14 protein-coding genes and 1 CRISPR repeat array are annotated in these 16,437 nt (G+C 72.2%); of the genes, 4 read left to right on the top strand and 10 right to left on the bottom strand.

The window, feature by feature from the left end; translation table 11 throughout:
* Positions 1-114: 114 nt before the first annotated feature.
* Positions 115-1,284, top strand: a complete 1,170-nt coding sequence (locus ACZ5FU_RS01230) for a cysteine desulfurase family protein (RefSeq protein WP_469044075.1) — start codon at positions 115-117, stop codon at positions 1,282-1,284.
* A gap of 130 nt (positions 1,285-1,414) precedes the next feature.
* Here the strand turns inward: ACZ5FU_RS01230 and ACZ5FU_RS01225 are convergent, their stop codons facing one another.
* Positions 1,415-2,080 carry an N-acetylmuramoyl-L-alanine amidase gene (locus ACZ5FU_RS01225; protein ID WP_469044074.1) on the bottom strand — a complete coding sequence of 222 codons (666 nt, stop codon included), beginning with the start codon at positions 2,078-2,080 and terminating at the stop codon, positions 1,415-1,417.
* Positions 2,081-2,265: 185 nt separating this feature from the next.
* Here ACZ5FU_RS01225 and mnmA point away from each other — a divergent pair, with 185 nt between their 5' ends.
* Positions 2,266-3,396, top strand: coding sequence for a tRNA 2-thiouridine(34) synthase MnmA (gene mnmA, locus ACZ5FU_RS01220; protein WP_451777460.1), 1,131 nt, complete (start codon positions 2,266-2,268; stop codon positions 3,394-3,396).
* A 55-nt stretch (positions 3,397-3,451) separates the two neighbouring features.
* On the opposite strand, the gene ACZ5FU_RS01215 is transcribed toward mnmA, so the two are convergent.
* Positions 3,452-3,640, bottom strand: a complete 189-nt coding sequence (locus tag ACZ5FU_RS01215) for a DUF397 domain-containing protein (protein WP_451777459.1) — start codon at positions 3,638-3,640, stop codon at positions 3,452-3,454.
* Between the two features lie 12 nt (positions 3,641-3,652).
* The gene (locus ACZ5FU_RS01210; RefSeq protein ID WP_451777456.1) at positions 3,653-4,501 is read right to left on the bottom strand and encodes a helix-turn-helix domain-containing protein; all 849 of its coding nucleotides are present in this window, start codon (positions 4,499-4,501) and stop codon (positions 3,653-3,655) included.
* 297 nt (positions 4,502-4,798) lie between these two features.
* Here ACZ5FU_RS01210 and ACZ5FU_RS01205 point away from each other — a divergent pair, with 297 nt between their 5' ends.
* Positions 4,799-5,326, top strand: coding sequence for an ATP-binding protein (locus tag ACZ5FU_RS01205; protein WP_451777453.1), 528 nt, complete (start codon positions 4,799-4,801; stop codon positions 5,324-5,326).
* A 98-nt stretch (positions 5,327-5,424) separates the two neighbouring features.
* Positions 5,425-5,700, top strand: coding sequence for a hypothetical protein (locus tag ACZ5FU_RS01200; RefSeq protein WP_451777451.1), 276 nt, complete (start codon positions 5,425-5,427; stop codon positions 5,698-5,700).
* Positions 5,701-5,781: 81 nt separating this feature from the next.
* Positions 5,782-9,899: direct repeats of the CRISPR family, unit length 29 nt; unit sequence GGGACCATCCCCGCGGGTGCGGGGAGCAG.
* An 89-nt stretch (positions 9,900-9,988) separates the two neighbouring features.
* Here the strand turns inward: ACZ5FU_RS01200 and cas2e are convergent.
* From cas2e to casA, 7 genes are read right to left on the bottom strand one after another with little or no spacing between them, the layout of a single operon-like run.
* Positions 9,989-10,351 (bottom strand): type I-E CRISPR-associated endoribonuclease Cas2e, encoded by a 363-nt coding sequence (gene cas2e / locus ACZ5FU_RS01195; RefSeq protein ID WP_451526197.1) that lies wholly within the window; start codon positions 10,349-10,351, stop codon positions 9,989-9,991.
* Positions 10,348-11,328: a type I-E CRISPR-associated endonuclease Cas1e gene (cas1e, locus tag ACZ5FU_RS01190; RefSeq protein ID WP_451526198.1), complete on the bottom strand. Its 981-nt coding sequence runs from the start codon at positions 11,326-11,328 to the stop codon at positions 10,348-10,350. The genes cas2e and cas1e overlap by 4 nt, the downstream gene beginning before the upstream one ends.
* Entirely contained in the window at positions 11,325-12,113 is a 789-nt protein-coding gene (gene cas6e, locus ACZ5FU_RS01185; RefSeq protein WP_451777448.1) for a type I-E CRISPR-associated protein Cas6/Cse3/CasE, read from the bottom strand. Before cas6e ends, cas1e begins: the two co-directional genes overlap by 4 nt.
* Positions 12,113-12,844, bottom strand: a complete 732-nt coding sequence (gene cas5e / locus ACZ5FU_RS01180; RefSeq protein ID WP_451526200.1) for a type I-E CRISPR-associated protein Cas5/CasD — start codon at positions 12,842-12,844, stop codon at positions 12,113-12,115. The genes cas6e and cas5e overlap by 1 nt, the downstream gene beginning before the upstream one ends.
* A complete protein-coding gene (gene cas7e, locus ACZ5FU_RS01175; protein WP_451526201.1) occupies positions 12,841-14,034 on the bottom strand; it encodes a type I-E CRISPR-associated protein Cas7/Cse4/CasC in 1,194 nt (397 codons plus the stop codon). Before cas7e ends, cas5e begins: the two co-directional genes overlap by 4 nt.
* Entirely contained in the window at positions 14,031-14,717 is a 687-nt protein-coding gene (gene casB / locus ACZ5FU_RS01170; RefSeq protein ID WP_451777445.1) for a type I-E CRISPR-associated protein Cse2/CasB, read from the bottom strand. Before casB ends, cas7e begins: the two co-directional genes overlap by 4 nt.
* A complete protein-coding gene (gene casA / locus ACZ5FU_RS01165; RefSeq protein WP_451777442.1) occupies positions 14,714-16,372 on the bottom strand; it encodes a type I-E CRISPR-associated protein Cse1/CasA in 1,659 nt (552 codons plus the stop codon). The genes casB and casA overlap by 4 nt, the downstream gene beginning before the upstream one ends.
* Positions 16,373-16,437 lie beyond the last annotated feature (65 nt).

Below are 16,437 nucleotides of genomic sequence, written 5' to 3'. Positions count from 1 at the left end.
GGGGCTCCACCGCGCCTGTGGCGGGCTGCCGTGACGGGGTGGCCTCACGGCTGTGGCAAGCGGCGGTGACGGGCCGCGACCCCGCACACCGGGCCCCGTAGAATCGGGCTCACCATGGCATACCTCGACCACGCGGCGACCACGCCCATGCTCCCGGAGGCGGCGGAGGCGCTCGTCGCCCACCTGGGCGTCACCGGCAACGCCTCCTCCCTGCACGCGGCCGGCCGCCGGGCCCGCCGTACGGTCGAGGAAGCCCGCGAGACCCTCGCCGAAGCCCTCGGCGCCCGCCCCAGCGAGGTCGTCCTCACCTCCGGCGGCACCGAGGCCGACAACCTCGCGGTCAAGGGCCTGTACTGGTCCCGCCGCGACGCCGACCCCGCCCGCACCCGCGTCCTCGCCAGCCCCGTCGAGCACCACGCCGTCCTGGACGCCGTGCACTGGCTGGGCGAGCACGAGGGAGCGACGGTGGAGTACCTCCCCGTGGACGCCCACGGCAGGGTCCACCCCGACGCACTGCGCGAGGCCTTCGCCCGCAACCCCGACGACGTGGCCCTGGCCACGGTCATGTGGGCGAACAACGAGATCGGCACCGTGATGCCGGTCCGTGAACTCGCCGAAGCCGCAGCCGAGTTCGGCGTCCCCCTGCACGCCGACGCCGTCCAGGCCCTCGGTCAGGTCCCCGTCGACTTCGCCGCCTCCGGCCTCGCCGCGATGACCGTCTCCGGCCACAAGATCGGCGGCCCCTACGGCATCGGCGCCCTCCTCCTGGGCCGCGAGCACACCCCCGTGCCCGTCCTGCACGGCGGCGGACAGGAACGGCAGGTCCGCTCCGGCACCCTCGACGTCCCCGCCGTCGCCTCCTTCGCGGTCGCCGGCCGCCTCGCGGCCGAGCAGCGCGAATGGTTCGCCCGCGAGATCGGCGCCCTGCGCGACACCCTGGTCACCGCCGTCCTCACGGCCGTCCCCGACGCGATCCTCGGCGGGGACCCGGCGCCGGAGGGCCGCCTCCCGGCCAATGCCCACTTCACCTTCCCGGGCTGCGAGGGCGACTCCCTGCTGCTGCTCCTGGACGCCCAGGGCATCGAGTGCTCCACCGGCTCCGCCTGCACCGCCGGCGTCGCCCAGCCCAGCCACGTGCTGCTGGCCACCGGCACCGATCCCGACCTGGCCCGCGGCACCCTGCGCTTCTCCCTCGGCCACACCTCCACCGAGGCCGACGTCGAGGCGGTCGCCGAGGCCATCGGACCCGCCGTGGAACGGGCCCGCGCGGCGGGACTGAGCTGAGCCGAGGCCGCGCCCGCCTCCGCGCCGCACCTACCCGGGAACGCGCCGGAGCGGAGGGCGGCCCGACCGGCTGCCGCCGCTGTCGTACCGGGCCGTGGTCACGGGAGCCGGCGGTCACGGGGGCCGGCGGTCACGCCGCGGCCGCGTGGGCCTCCCGCACCAGCCGCAGGTACCGGTCCCAGTCCCAGTGCTCACCGGGGTCGGTGTGGTCCGTCCCCGGCACCTCCACGTGCCCGATGATGTGCTCGCGGTCGACGGGTATGCCGTACCGCCGGCAGATCCCGGCCGCCAGCCGCGCGGAGGCGGCGTACATCGCGTCGGTGAAGTCCTCGGGGCGGTCCACGAAGCCCTCGTGCTCTATGCCGACACTGCGCTCGTTGTACGCGCGGTTGCCCGCGTGGAACGCCACGTCCAGCTCACGGATCATCTGCGTGACCCGGCCGTCCTTCCCGACGATGTAGTGCGCCGCCGCCCGGTGGGCCGGGTCCTGGAAGACCTTCACCGCACTCGCCAGACTGCCCTGGGTGACATGGACGACCACCATGTCCACGTCGTAGTCGTCGGGGCGGTCCGCCCAGCGGAAGTTGCCCGTCGAGGCCGCCAGCCACCGCGCGCCGCGGAAGTCGACCGCCCCCCGCACCCGCGCCTTCTCCACCCCCGGCAGACGCCACCACAGCCTGCCCAGCTCGTCCCGCGCGAGCACGGCCGTGCCCACCGCGGCGGCCACCCCGCCGATCAGCAGCGCACGCCGCCCGATCCGCCGGTCCGCGTCCTTCTCCCGCGCCCCCGACCCCACCCCGGCACCCGCCTCCGAACCCGCCCCCGAACCCGTCCCCGGCCTCGAACCTGTCCCCGAACCCGAACCTGTCTCCGAACCCGGCTCCGCACCCATCTCCGTCCACCCCGCCTTCCTCGCCCCTCGAGATCCACAACGGATACGCGCGGGTCCCGGTTCCCGGCGCCCCGTACCCTGGAAGGGTTATGACTGAGACCTCGCCGCGCCCCCGCCCCCTTCGCGTACTCGCCGCCATGTCCGGCGGAGTGGACTCCGCCGTCGCCGCCGCCCGTGCCGCGGAAGCCGGCCACGACGTCACCGGTGTCCACCTCGCACTCTCCGCGAACCCGCAGTCCTTCCGCACGGGCGCGCGGGGCTGTTGCACGATCGAGGACTCCCGCGACGCCCGCCGCGCCGCCGACGTGATCGGCATCCCGTTCTACGTCTGGGACCTCGCCGACCGCTTCCGCGAGGACGTCGTCGAGGACTTCGTCGCCGAGTACGAGGCCGGCCGCACCCCCAACCCCTGCCTGCGCTGCAACGAGAAGATCAAGTTCGCGGCGCTCCTGGACAAGGCCCTGGCCCTCGGCTTCGACGCCGTCTGCACCGGCCACTACGCCCAGGTGATCGTCCGCGAGGACGGCAGCCGCGAGCTGCACCGCGCCTCCGACATGGCCAAGGACCAGTCGTACGTCCTCGGCGTGCTGGACGAGAAGCAGCTCGCCCACGCCCTGTTCCCGCTCGGCGACACCGTCACGACGAAGGACGAGATCCGCGCGGAGGCCGAGCGCCGCGGGCTCGCGGTCGCCAAGAAGCCCGACTCGCACGACATCTGCTTCATCGCCGACGGCGACACCCAGGGCTTCCTCGCGAACCGCCTCGGCAAGGCCGAGGGCGACATCGTCGACGAGTCCGGCGCCAAGGTCGGCACCCACGAGGGCGCCTACGGCTTCACCATCGGCCAGCGCAAGGGCCTGCGCATCGGCACCCCGGCCCCCGACGGCAAGCCGCGCTACGTCCTCGACATCTCACCCGTGAACAACACGGTCACGGTCGGCCCCGCGGCCGCCCTCGACGTCACCGCCCTCACCGCGATCAAGCCCCGCTGGTGCGGCACCGCCCCCACCGCCCCCGGCACCTACACGGCCCAGCTCCGCGCCCACGGCGGCGAGACCGAGGTGTCGGCCGAGCTGGTCGACGGCACCCTGGAGGTCACCTTCACCGAGCCGGTCCGCGGCGTCGCCCCCGGCCAGGCGATCGTCCTGTACGACGGCACCCGCGTGGTGGGCTCGGCGACGATCGCGTCGACGGTACGGGCGACGGCGGGCGTGGCCTGAGCCCACGGTCTCCGACCGCACCCCCGGGGCCGGAGCCGCCGCGCCGAGGCGCGGCTCAGCCTCCGAGCCCCGCCTTCACACCCCGCACCAGCGCTCCCAGCACAGCCCGGTCCGTGTTCAGCACACGGGCCGGGCTCTCGCTCTCCCGAAGGGCTATGTTCTCGGGGCTCGGGGCGGCTATCTCGACGCAGTTGTTGCCCCCCTCCCCGGAGAAGGACGACTTCGACCAGCACAACTCCGACAAGGCCTGCTCCTCTTACATGTCTTTGGCGACTGCGTGGATGAAGTCGGCCGATTCCTTCGGAGTCAGCGCCATCCGCTGGGCCAGGTCCAGGCGCTGGCGGAAGTTCTCCAACTGGGTCGGCGAGTCGAAGAACAGCGGGCCGGCCGGTGAATCCATGTGCACGGTGTCCAGATGTGAGTTGGTGGCCTTCGCGTACAGGACGGCGTCCCCCACCGTGGGGAAGCCTCCGCTGGCGAACGGGATCACCACCAAAGTCACGTTGTCACGCTCGTTCTCGTCCAGCAAGTGATGAAGCTGGGCACGTGCCACCTCTCGGCCGCCGAACTGCATGCGCAGGGCGGCCTCGTGGATGATCCCAACGTAGGGGACGGCCCTGTCTCCCGCGATCACCTGCTGCCGTGCGAGCCGATGCGCGATGCGCAACTCGACCTCCAGACGCGGCAGTTTCGGCACGACGAGGTCGAAGATCGCTCTGGCGTGGTCCTCGGTGTGGAACAGCCCGGGAAGATGCGACGTCTGCACCGTGCGCAAGTGCACGGCGGAGTACTCGATTTCGGAGATGTCGAGATGCCCTGGAGGCACTTTGCCCCGGTACTCGTCCCACCAGCCCGGCTTGCGACCGCCCGTCATCGCGGCCAACGTGTTGATCAGGTCCTCGTCGTTGCACTCGTAGATGCTGGCCAGACGACGTAGGCGCTCCTCGCTGATGCCGTACCGCCCTGCCTCGATGTTCGAGATGTTCGTGCGGTCCGTACCCAACGCGCCAGCTGCCGCGGGGGCTGACATGCCGACTGCTTCACGGAGTCGCCGAAGCTCCAGGCCCAGACGGCGCTGCCGGATGGACGGGGTGTTCGGTGCCATCAAGCCCTCCTTGCTCGCGCACAGTGTGCCGACGGGGGCGGCCCGAGTCCATTCCGTAAGGAAACTGCACCCGTTCCAGTGAGATTGATGGCACGGGTTAAATAGCTCTCGCTATGGTGTGGCTCAGGCCACCATCCCGCCCCATCCAGCGGAAGCGCACCGGTCTGATTCCGCTCATCCGGAGGGCGGCGTACTCACCGGCGGAGACACCGCACCCACTCGGAGTCGGGGCAAGGCCACCCGTGCGATTCACCACTGCGCACACACGACAGCCACTCGCGCCAACGGAGGTGCCGCGTGACCCAACTCCCCATCACCCCGTCAACCCCGACCGTCCTCACTTCGCATGCTGACGACCCCGAACTCCCTCCGTACCCCGCCCCTCTTCCCTTCGCCGCCCCCTGGAGTTACGAGCTCCACTTCCCCTGCGACCCCCGCGCCCCCGGCATCGCCCGTCTCACCCTCCGGGCCGTCCTCACCGCCCACGGCCTCGCCGAACTCGTCGAGCGGGCGGAGCTGTTGACATCCGAGCTGGCGACGAACTCGGTGCGGCACACCAAGGGGCCCGCGTTCGTCCGCCTGCACTGGCTGGACCCCGTACTCCGGGTCAGCGTCTGGGACATGGCCCCCGACCTGCCGCCGATGGTCTCGTCCCCGGTCGTACCGACGTGCGCCGACGGAGGGCGCGGCCTGCTGATCCTCGACCTGCTCGCGGACCGCTGGGGCGGCTGCGGCACGGGCGAGGGGCCGTACGGACCGGCAGGCAAGACGATCTGGTTCGAACTCGCCCTCACCCCAGGGCTTCCGCCGACCCTCGCGACCTGACCCCAAGAGCCGTCGAGAGCCTGCGAGCGAAAGGCGGCAACGTCTCGACGCCAAGCGAGAGGCGGAGCCGTGCACTACACACCAAGGAGCGCCCGGTCATGCCGACAGCAGACGCTGAGGCCCTGTCGCCCGGCGAGGAACAGCCGTTCCATGCCTGCATCACGGACCCGGACACGACGGCCGACATTTTGCACGACCTCGCCACCCTCGACGGACGGAATCCCCAGGAGTTGGCCACCGAACATGCGGCGGGAAGCCTTGTGATCCCCGAGGGGACAGTGGGTGACGTGATCGGAGACTGGGGCCTCTTCGACGGCCCTCCCCACCTCGCGAGCCGCGTTCGCGAATATCTGCGGGGTGGGGAGGTCGTGTGACTGGTCCGTAAGCCCTCGTTGGGGCCATCCCTATGGGTGCAGGGAGCGGCCCCTGAGGTTGACCTTCGCGGTCCGCGAGTAGGGACCATCCCCGCGGGTGCGGGGAGCAGCAGGCGCCACCACCCGTACACAGCAGCCCCAGGGGACCATTCCCGCGGGTGCGGGGAGCAGGGAAGGATCAGACCGCGCCCGGAGTCGTACTTGGGACCATCCCCGCGGGTGCGGGGAGCAGGGCACGAGCGGGGGAACACGAAAAGATCCCGCCGGACCATCCCCGCAGGTGCGGGGAGCAGACCTGCGTGTTCTCGGCGAGGATGGCGCCGACGGGACCATCCCCGCGGGTGCGGGGAGCAGCGCACCAAGCACGAGAAGGACCGCCGCAAGACGGGACCATCCCCGCGGGTGCGGGGAGCAGGGAGTCGACTGGGCCCACTGGGCACTGGTCGGGGGACCATCCCCGCGGGTGCGGGGAGCAGGGCGGAGCCATCAGCACCCCCGGGTTCGACGCGGGACCATCCCCGCGGGTGCGGGGAGCAGTCGCCTGAGCTGATGCCGTAGCGCTCGGCCTTGGGACCATCCCCGCGGGTGCGGGGAGCAGGGCGTCGGAACGGCCGACTCGGCGCCCTCGTCGGGACCATCCCCGCGGGTGCGGGGAGCAGTGACGTACGGGGAACCCACCGTGCCGCCGGGCGGGACCATCTCCGCGGGTGCGGGGAGCAGTTCCTGGAGTACACCCGCGAGTACGACGCCTTCGGACCATCCCCGCGGGTGCGGGGAGCAGGGCGCGCTCGACGGGCAGCAGCCGCGGGGAGCGGGACCATCCCCGCGGGTGCGGGGAGCAGCAGCGCGGTACGGAGGTGTCGCACCTGCTGACGGGACCATCCCCGCGGGTGCGGGGAGCAGGAATCGCTGTCCGCGGTGACCCTTCGCCGGCAGGGACCATCCCCGCGGGTGCGGGGAGCAGTGTGTGCCGATGATGAGCCGTTCGCGGAATGGGGGACCATCCCCGCGGGTGCGGGGAGCAGGGCCTCACCGCCGACACGGTCACGCCGGCCGGGGGACCATCCCCGCGGGTGCGGGGAGCAGACCTCCACACCGTCACGGGCAACTGGCAAACTGGGACCATCCCCGCGGGTGCGGGGAGCAGGCTCGCCCCGCCAAGGGCAGGAAGGGCGGGAAGGGACCATCCCCGCGGGTGCGGGGAGCAGCCCGTATCCGGCTGCTGGCCGACGCACGCTCCGGGACCATCCCCGCGGGTGCGGGGAGCAGGCCTTCGTCTACCCGCCCGGCGACTACGCCACGGGACCATCCCCGCGGGTGCGGGGAGCAGAACAGCTGACCGTCGTCAGCCGCTTCCGGCCTGGGACCATCCCCGCGGGTGCGGGGAGCAGCCGGAGAGGCAGGCCATGGTTTCGACGTCGGGGGGACCATCCCCGCGGGTGCGGGGAGCAGTCCCTGGCCGCGTTCAACCGCGCCGCGATGGCGGGACCATCCCCGCGGGTGCGGGGAGCAGAACGTGTTCGCCACGGTCGCTGTGTCCGCACGGGGACCATCCCCGCGGGTGCGGGGAGCAGGCCGTCTGACGGCCGTTCGGGGTGGGTTGGGGGGGACCATCCCCGCGGGTGCGGGGAGCAGAAAGCGCAGTACATCGGCCTGTGGTACCGGCGGGGACCATCCCCGCGGGTGCGGGGAGCAGAACAGGAAGACCTGGAACCCGGAGTTGGTGATGGGACCATCCCCGCGGGTGCGGGGAGCAGTGGAAAAGGCCGCTGAGACAGGGCCTTATCTCGGGACCATCCCCGCGGGTGCGGGGAGCAGGGCCGCGTACTGCGCGGAGAGAAACGCGACGCGGGACCATCCCCGCGGGTGCGGGGAGCAGCTGACCGGCTACCGAATCTGAGTCAACACGATGGGACCATCCCCGCGGGTGCGGGGAGCAGTCTCGGAGGGTGTCTTTGCTGGTCACGGCTGGGGGACCATCCCCGCGGGTGCGGGGAGCAGGTGGCGGGTCACCGGCGACGCGGCGTGCAAGGGGGACCATCCCCGCGGGTGCGGGGAGCAGACTGCGTTCGTGCCGTCGTACAGGGCGGTGAAGGGACCATCCCCGCGGGTGCGGGGAGCAGATCAGCATCTCGGCCAGCGGCCTCCGCCACATGGGACCATCCCCGCGGGTGCGGGGAGCAGGCTCACTCGGTACGCCTCGCGCCACGCGTCCCGGGACCATCCCCGCGGGTGCGGGGAGCAGCCGACACCGTCCCCGCAGCCGAGGACACGGTGGGGACCATCCCCGCGGGTGCGGGGAGCAGATCACCCTCGTCGACGAGGAGACGGGCGTGACGGGACCATCCCCGCGGGTGCGGGGAGCAGGGCGGCGTAGACCTCGGTGACGTTGCGGAGGAGGGACCATCCCCGCGGGTGCGGGGAGCAGGACATCGGCCGGGAGCTGGCCGCCCGCGACGCGGGACCATCCCCGCGGGTGCGGGGAGCAGGCCCGCTGGCCGTCCGGCGCCGAGGCCAAGTTGGGACCATCCCCGCGGGTGCGGGGAGCAGACGTTCGGGTGCTCGTCGCCGATCCGCTGGAGGGGACCATCCCCGCGGGTGCGGGGAGCAGATTCCCGAGCTACGGGCCCGGCTCCAGCGGGTGGGACCATCCCCGCGGGTGCGGGGAGCAGCGGTTCCGGTGGGAGCAGGGCGAACACGTTTCGGGACCATCCCCGCGGGTGCGGGGAGCAGCGGCCGGTCGGTGTTCACCGCGCAGCAGGCCGGGGACCATCCCCGCGGGTGCGGGGAGCAGCGACACCAGCGACGGGGCCAGGGCAACGAGCAGGGACCATCCCCGCGGGTGCGGGGAGCAGGCGTGCGGTGATGTCCGCGGCGCGGGCGAGGAGGGACCATCCCCGCGGGTGCGGGGAGCAGGCCCTCGATGTCCTCCAGCAGGATCCCGTCCAGGGACCATCCCCGCGGGTGCGGGGAGCAGATCCGAGAGAAGGGGTGAGCGGCCGTGTGGTGGGGACCATCCCCGCGGGTGCGGGGAGCAGGGCGCCACCTCCGTCACCGGCACGTCCGCCGTGGGACCATCCCCGCGGGTGCGGGGAGCAGGCCGTAGGTCAGGGTGGCCCCGGCCCCGGCCTGGGGACCATCCCCGCGGGTGCGGGGAGCAGGGCCGAGGTGATGACCCTCTGGCGGTTCGGCGGGGACCATCCCCGCGGGTGCGGGGAGCAGGGCAGGGGCCAGGGCTACAGCGACGAGCCGCCGGGACCATCCCCGCGGGTGCGGGGAGCAGCCGGGAGGGCGTACCGCCGTGCAGTGCCTCCCGGGGACCATCCCCGCGGGTGCGGGGAGCAGCAGGCCGGGAAAGCGGAGCGGCCCTTCGGCGCGGGACCATCCCCGCGGGTGCGGGGAGCAGATCATGGCCCGGCCGGGGAGAGTGGATCAAAAGGGACCATCCCCGCGGGTGCGGGGAGCAGGTCGGACATGGATCAACTCCTCTGTCGCTGCTGGGACCATCCCCGCGGGTGCGGGGAGCAGTCTCGTCGTTGTCGCGCCAGAAAAAGAGGTGCGGGACCATCCCCGCGGGTGCGGGGAGCAGGACTTCCTCCCCGGCCCGCAGCTCTGCCCGCAGGGACCATCCCCGCGGGTGCGGGGAGCAGTGATGTGGCCACTGGGGCCTCACTTTCTGGTGGGGACCATCCCCGCGGGTGCGGGGAGCAGTGGACGTGTTCGCGGCCCCACCCTCGGGACGCGGGACCATCCCCGCGGGTGCGGGGAGCAGATCTCCTCGTAGGCCCGGCCGATGGCCTCCCGGGGACCATCCCCGCGGGTGCGGGGAGCAGGAAGTGACGAACAAGCTCACGCAGCTCGGCGTGGGACCATCCCCGCGGGTGCGGGGAGCAGAAGTCTGTGATCCCGTCCTCCAGGTCCGCCATGGGACCATCCCCGCGGGTGCGGGGAGCAGCAGTCGGAGATCGGGGTGAAGGAACCGTTGGCGGGACCATCCCCGCGGGTGCGGGGAGCAGAGCCGGCCGCCCGGAGGAAGCGGACGACGGAGGGGACCATCCCCGCGGGTGCGGGGAGCAGTCGGAGACGCGCAGCAGGTGGACCAGCTCGTCGGGACCATCCCCGCGGGTGCGGGGAGCAGCACCCTCGCGGGGGCCCTCGCCCTCCACCGTGGGGACCATCCCCGCGGGTGCGGGGAGCAGACTGTATGACCTGGGGTTTTATCTCGGGGTGGGCTGGTTTTGGAGTACTTTTGCGGAAACCGGCAATTGCCTCAAAGTGGTATCGGTGCTCATTGGCCTCGTCCGAAGCGCCGGCGTTTGGCCGCCTTGCTCCAGCCTGAAGGCGTAGGTGTCGGGCCGTTCGACTCCGAGGGCGGTTTCGGGGCGGGGCGATGGATCAGCGTGACGCCCTCGTGGTCGATCGGGTGCCATGCGTGGTCGTGGGTGAGGAAGGTGAAGCCCTGCTCGTTGTTCGTGGTGTGGGCCAGCAGGGCGCGGCCTTGACCGGCGTACTGCTGGACCTCGTTCCAGAGTGTTTCGCGGATGCGGGCCGATGGATTGCCCACGAACACGCCGGCGGAGATCTCGAGCAGCCAGCGCGTCAGGAAACCGCGTAGCCCCACGGGGCAGTTGGTGAGGACGATGACGGTCACCAGCTCACCCGCTCGTAGTCGTCATGCCCGTCGTCACGCCCGTCGTGGTTGAGTCCGGAGGGCACCTCGCGGCCGCCGTCGCTCTGCAGCGTGACCACGTCCCGGTCGTCGCCGGTGCCGCTCCGGTCGTCCCCTCCGGGCAGGAGCAGGCGTTTGATGTCGTCGACGCAGCGGTCGAGCAGGCGGGTCTCGTGGATGCGGTCCCGCAGGGCGCGACGTGTCCGGGAGCCGACGTCCTCCGCGCCCTGTGCCGCGACGTCGAACGCCAGGGGGATGCCGATCTCGGTCTTGTAGAGGTCGGCGATGTCGAGCACGAAGGAGAGTTCGTGACCGGAGTGCACGAAGCCGAGGGCCGGACTGCACCCCAGGGAGGCGACGACGGCGTGAGCCGTCCCGTACATGCACTGGGCGGCCGCGGTGATGGCCTGGTTGACCGGGTCGCCGCTGCCGAAGTCGCCGGGGACGTACTGGCGGCCCCGCCACGGGACGCCGGTACGGGCGGCCTCGGCCCGGTAGCAGGCCTTGACGCGGCGTCCCTCGCGGCCCAGGAGTTCGTGGCGGGTCAGACCGGCGGGGTCCTCGTCGGGGAAACGCATCCGGTACATCGTCCGGGCCACGGCCAGTCGGGTTCGCGTGTTGGCCCACTGCCGTGCCTGCGCCTCCATGAGGGCGGAGGAGCGGCTGAGCGCGCGGCCCGCCGCGTAGTGGCGTACACCGTGCTCGCCGACCCAGCACACGGCCGCGCCCGTCTCCGCGAGGACGCTCATCGCCTGGTGGGTGATGCGCGTTCCGGGCCCCAGGAGAAGGGTGCCGATGGTCGCGGAGGGGATGTGGGTGGTGCCCTCCGCGTCCTGCGCCGTGATGGCGTTGGCGTCCCGGTGGACGGTGCACCGCTCCAGGTAGATGAAGGAGACGCGCTCGGCGGCGCGGGTGAGATGCCGCGGGGTCAGCGCCGTGCGCTGCGAGACCGTGGTCATGAGGCCTGCTGTGCGCGCGGGGCGAGCGGTGCGAGGGTGATGAGGCCGCAGCCGTAGGCCCTCGCACGGCCGATGCCCTGGGTGAGGGTGCGGCGCAGCGCGTCCGGGTCCGTGACTTCGAGCCGGCCGTCGAAGGTCACGGTGACCAGGGTGACCGGCTTGCCCCGCCGGTTTCCGCCCGCGCTGCGCGACTTGTCGAAGGAGAGGTTCTGCTGGGCACCGACGGACAGTTCGTACCGGTCGCCGTGGTGCTCGTGCTTGCCCTGATAGGTCGTGCCGCCGGGCAGCAGACGCTCGGCGCCGGGCTTTTCCAGGACGCGGAAGCCGCAGGAGTCCTGGCGTCGAAGCAGCCAGTCCATCTGGTGGACGGGCGTGAGGTGCGCGGTGATCTTGCGGGATTCGCCGTCGGTGCGGCGGATCGTGTGGACGGGGTTGGCGGTCAGCCGGAAGGCCCATCGGTCGCCCGTCGCCAGCCGTTCCAGGAGCGGTCCGTACGGCCGGGTCTGCCAGCCGGGCTCCTGTGGGTCGGCCACGGCCGGCCAGCCGGCCTGCTCGACCAGGTGGGTCAGGTCGGGGCGGTCGGGGCTGACGACGTAGAGCAGCACCTCGGCGCGCGCCTGGTGGTCCACGCGCCACAGCACGCGCGGCGCGTCCGGGCTCGGAACATCACCGGGCAGCAGGCCGGGGAACGAGGACATGACCGCCGCGTGCATGGTCTGCGGCGACGACAGCAGACGGCGGGCGCCGGGCCGTGCGGTGTTCACGCGGAAGCGGGAGAGGAACATCAGCTGCTCTCATCCTCCAGAGCATCGAATGGGTCGTGCCGTGCCACGTTCACCGCCGCAGCTTCCGGCTGGGGAACGGGCACGGTGCCGGTCACGACGGTGCGCAGGGCGTGGCGGCGGTGCGCGGCGGCGAAGCTGAGCGGCTGATCGCGCAGGACGTCGGCGGTGCCGCGCTCGTCGGCCGCCGCCTCGCGCAGCACGGTCAGCCCGTCTGGGCGCTGGTTGCGCAGCCTTCTGCGGTACCAGGTGGACGCCTGCCACGGCACGCTCTCCAGCACCGACTCCAGCCGGGCGTCCTGGTACAGGCCCAGCTCGAGGGGTGCGGCCGGCGGGCAGGAGCGCCGGCCCAGGAACGGCGGGTACACCGGTGTCCGCACCGCGGCGTCCAGTTCGGCTAGCAGCGTGTGCTCGCCCTCGACAGCGGCGACGAAGACGGCGTCCGCGAGGTAGAAACGTTCGGACAACGGCATCGACTTACCGGTCACACCATGGTGCGCGGTCTGGAAGTCTCTGACACGGGTGCCGGGTTGGTCGATCCGTACGCCGAACCGCAGTGCGGCCAGCGGCGCGAGGCGCGCGTCGTCGTCGCGCTGAATGCCGACGGCGCCGGCGAGGAGTCCGACGACACCGCTCTTGGTGGGTGCGGACTCGGTGGTGCGGCGGGTGAAGCGCGAGGAGGCGCCCCACGACTGCAGGGGTCCGGCCAGGCGCAGGGCGAGCACGCTGCTCATGCCGGTTCGTCCAGCCGTTCCGCGACCGCTCGGCCCACGGCGGTGACGAGGTCGCCCAGGGTGTCGGCCTCGGTGCCCACGTCGGCGAGCTTGAGCGTGTTGGGGCCGACACGCAGCACCCAGGTGAGTGTGGACTCCGCGTCGCCGTAGGCGCGTTCGATGTCGGGGATGTAGGCGGCGAGCCGGTCGCAGGCGTCGCGCACGTGGCCGCCCTGGTCGCCGCGGACGGGGTCCTCGAAGGCGGCGACGAAGCTGATCGGCCGGGTCGTGCGCAGCTTGACGACGACGGCGTCGGGCAGGGTGTGGTGCCCGAACGTGTTGATCTTCCCGGTGGGCAGCGAGGCGACGAAGCCGTGCACGAACGCCTCGACGGCACGGCGCACCGGCTCGGTGCGCGGCTCGTCCTCGCGTAGGCCCTGGCCGAGGTTGGCGGCGAGCTGGTGCACGCCGAGGGCGGCGTACCGGTACAGGGTCGCCGAGTTGAAGTCGACCGTGCCGATCATGCCGGCGCCGGTCTCCTCGTCGGTGTTCCGGTCGTCGACGGCGGTGTAGTAGTCGGACTCGTTCTCCACCCGGTGCACGCTGATGGCGTGCGCGACCTGCACGGCCGCGTCCACGCTGTAGTCGGCGGCGTCGGCGACCATCCGCCCGAACAACGCGATGTCGACGGAGTGCCGGCTGTCCGCGATCTCCTTGACCTTCTCCTTGTTCTTCTTCTCCTTCAGGAACGCCGTGATGTCGGCGGCACCCTCGACGGCGAGGCGGGCCAGACCGTCGAACTGCCGTGCGCTGAGGAAGACCAGGTACTTCGCCTCCGGCGCCGCGGCGACCCCCGTCTCCTTCGCCGCGTCGGCCTTCCGCTTGGGCACTTCGGTCTTCAGCCCGGCCGCCCTCACCGTCTCGTCCGCGAGGGCGAGCGCCTCCTCCTCCCCGAGAGACGGGTCGAGAGCGGTGATCCGTTCGGCGAGCACCTCCACGACCTTCTTGGTCCGCACACCGAGCTCACCGGGCTCCAGCAGGTGCTCGTCCTCGAAATAGGTGCGGGTCGCCCGCTTCCACGCCTGACTGGAGACCCGCGCACGCGGTACGCCTCCGTACACGGCCGTCTTCGGCGCGCCCGTGTCGTCGCGGTTGATGTTGCTGGGCGGGACGGTCTGCAGGGCGTGCACGTCCAGGAAGATGCGGGTCACGAGGCGTCCTTGTCGCTGTCGGGGGTCCGGGCGGGGGCGGTGTCGGCGCTGTCGCCGGAGGCTTGCTCGGCCGGCGGCTGCCAGGAGTGGAAGGAGCGGCCCCACTCGCGGCGGACGGTGTCGCCGCCGCCGGGCGCCTGCCAGGTGTAGAGCTGCCCGGCGAGCAGGCCGTAATCGAGCGGGACGTCCTGACGGCGCAGCAGTACGACCAGGTCGCGCAGCCGCTGGGACAGGCTGGTCAGGTCGGCCGCGGTCCCGGCACGCACCAGCCGTTTGCGCACCGGTTCGTCGATGTCGTTCGGCGGCATCAGGCGCCGCACGGCCGCCCCCAGCCCGGCCGGCCGCTGCGGGGCGTGCGGACGGTGCATGCGCGCACCGCGGGACTGCTGGTGCAACGCCCACAGGGTGAGGGCCGCGTGCAGCGCGTTCTCCGCACGTACCAACTCTGCTTCGCCCAGAGGTCGCACGCCCTCCGGACGGATGTGCAGCGGGCCGGTGTCGACCAGTGTCCACAGGTCCGGAAGCGCACTGGGCTCGCGGCCCGCCCCGCGGCGCAGCCGGGCGAGGGCGGCGACGTCCCGGGGGCGGTCCTTCAGATAGCCCTCCTGCCATCCGGCGATCTGCGTCGCGGCAAGATCGGCGACTCTTGAGCGGACGGTCGGCGGGGCTGAGACGGTGGTCATGCGGGCACCTCCGGGTCGGTCACCGAGGGATCGGGCGTCGCGGGGCCGGGACCGTCCGGCGGGCCGCCTTCGGCAGGGCCGTCGCCAAGCTGCTCATCCCGACTGCCGTGCGGGTCTCCCAGCGCTCTGGACAGCCGCCCACGGAACCATTTGTCGGCCAGGCCCGCGTTCAGCCACTGCGTGCCCTTCTTGCCGGCGACGGTCCGGCCCTGCCAGGCGGCATCACCGGCCTGGGCGATGAGGCGGTCACCGATCCGGCTGATGATCCGGTGCACCTCGTGCTGCCAGGCGCGGCGCGCCTCGAACGGGTCGTCGACGTCAGCGAGGGCGATCAGCCACGTCCGGTAGGGGTTCTCCAGCTCGGTGAAGCCCACGTCACGGGCTGCCGATCTCGGCCCGTCCCCCTCGGCGCCGGCCGCACGCGCCAGATCGGTGGCGAGGTCACCCAGGGCCCGCACGGCGAGGTCGGCGTCCTCGGCCGCGCCGATCGCCTGCCGCGCACAGACGCGGTCCTGCCGGTGCAGCAGCACCACCGGCATCGTGACGTGGTCGTCGACGACCTCGTCGATCACCGACTGCTGCGTCCCGTACAGGGCTCCGACGACCCGGGCCCTGATCAGGAAACCGCGCGGCAGTTCTCCCTCCGTGACCAGCCGAGCCACCCAGTCCAGGACACCTGGCCGCAGATAGGGGGCGGCCTCCGCGCCCTGTGCGGTCTCGGAGCGGTCGGCGACGAGCGAGGCGACGCCGCGCCAGGCGGAGCGTGCGGGATCGTGCTCGCGGGGCAGATAGATCGGCGACCGACGCAGCTTCTTCTCCTGCGTGAGGCTGCGCCGCCACGCGGTCATCGGTTCGCGCCGGTGCATGTTCCGGGAGGCGAGCGGGTCGCCGTAACCGAGAACGACGCCGGTGATGCCCTCCGCGTCGTGGTGAAGGCGCAGTCGGCGCGTCTGCCACGTGTACAGATCACGCACACCGGTGGGAGTGCGTTCGGCCCCTCCCGGCGGACACGGCTCGCGCCGCCAGGCCGGCCGGTCACCCGACGTCCACTCCAACGTGTCGGTGTCGGCGGCCACCAGATTCAGCAGCAACGTCTCCCGCAGCGTGTCACCCTCGGCGAAGACACCGCCCAACGCCCCGGCCCAGCCGGTGCCCAGCGGGTACACCTTGCCGCTCTTCACCCTGTCGTCGCCGACCACCCCGGACTTGATCCCGGAGGTGTCGTACGCGTGGGCGTGCACGACCCAGCGGGCCGCCTCGGCGAAGGAGAGCCGCTCCGCTGTCGGCATCCGGGCGGTGAAGAACGGCTCCCCGTTGGGGACGTCGGCCACGATCCGGGCGAGGGAGAACACCTCGTCCTTCGCCGTCCGCAGCCCGGCCGTCTGGAAGAACGGCGTTACGGGGTGGAGGAGATCGAACCGCTCACGGTGGGCTTCCAGGTACGTTCTGACCCCGTCGAAGCACTCGGGATCCGCCCACAGCTCACCCCATCGCTCGATGTCCTCGGGACCGTCCAGGGCGTCGTGAGCGATGGCCAGCAGCAGCCGTAGCAGGCCGAACTCCTGCGTGGGCAGATCCCCGACGACGCGTCGTACGTCGTCGGCCTGAGCGAAAACCTGACGAAGCGACAACTCCGTCTGGGTGCCGTTCCGCATGAGTACCCCGACCCACGGCTGGTCGGTCAGATCGAATAAGGGGACACAGGACGCACTGCTTCCAG

Source organism: Streptomyces sp. NPDC031554, assembly GCF_055580685.1.
Note: the sequence above shows the minus strand (reverse complement) of the source record. Positions and strands in the feature narration are given on the sequence as shown.

Bases quoted from the DNA above. Each gene is read 5' to 3' on its own strand.
- mnmA (WP_451777460.1), top strand. From the start codon at position 2,266: ATGACTGAGACCTCGCCGCGCCCCCGCCCCCTTCGCGTACTCGCCGCC.
- casA (WP_451777442.1), bottom strand. From the start codon at position 16,372: ATGCGGAACGGCACCCAGACGGAGTTGTCGCTTCGTCAGGTTTTCGCT.
- cas5e (WP_451526200.1), bottom strand. From the start codon at position 12,844: ATGAGCAGCGTGCTCGCCCTGCGCCTGGCCGGACCCCTGCAGTCGTGG.
- casB (WP_451777445.1), bottom strand. From the start codon at position 14,717: ATGACCACCGTCTCAGCCCCGCCGACCGTCCGCTCAAGAGTCGCCGAT.
- ACZ5FU_RS01210 (WP_451777456.1), bottom strand. From the start codon at position 4,501: ATGGCACCGAACACCCCGTCCATCCGGCAGCGCCGTCTGGGCCTGGAG.
- ACZ5FU_RS01200 (WP_451777451.1), top strand. From the start codon at position 5,425: ATGCCGACAGCAGACGCTGAGGCCCTGTCGCCCGGCGAGGAACAGCCG.
- cas1e (WP_451526198.1), bottom strand. From the start codon at position 11,328: ATGACCACGGTCTCGCAGCGCACGGCGCTGACCCCGCGGCATCTCACC.
- cas6e (WP_451777448.1), bottom strand. From the start codon at position 12,113: ATGTTCCTCTCCCGCTTCCGCGTGAACACCGCACGGCCCGGCGCCCGC.
- ACZ5FU_RS01230 (WP_469044075.1), top strand. From the start codon at position 115: ATGGCATACCTCGACCACGCGGCGACCACGCCCATGCTCCCGGAGGCG.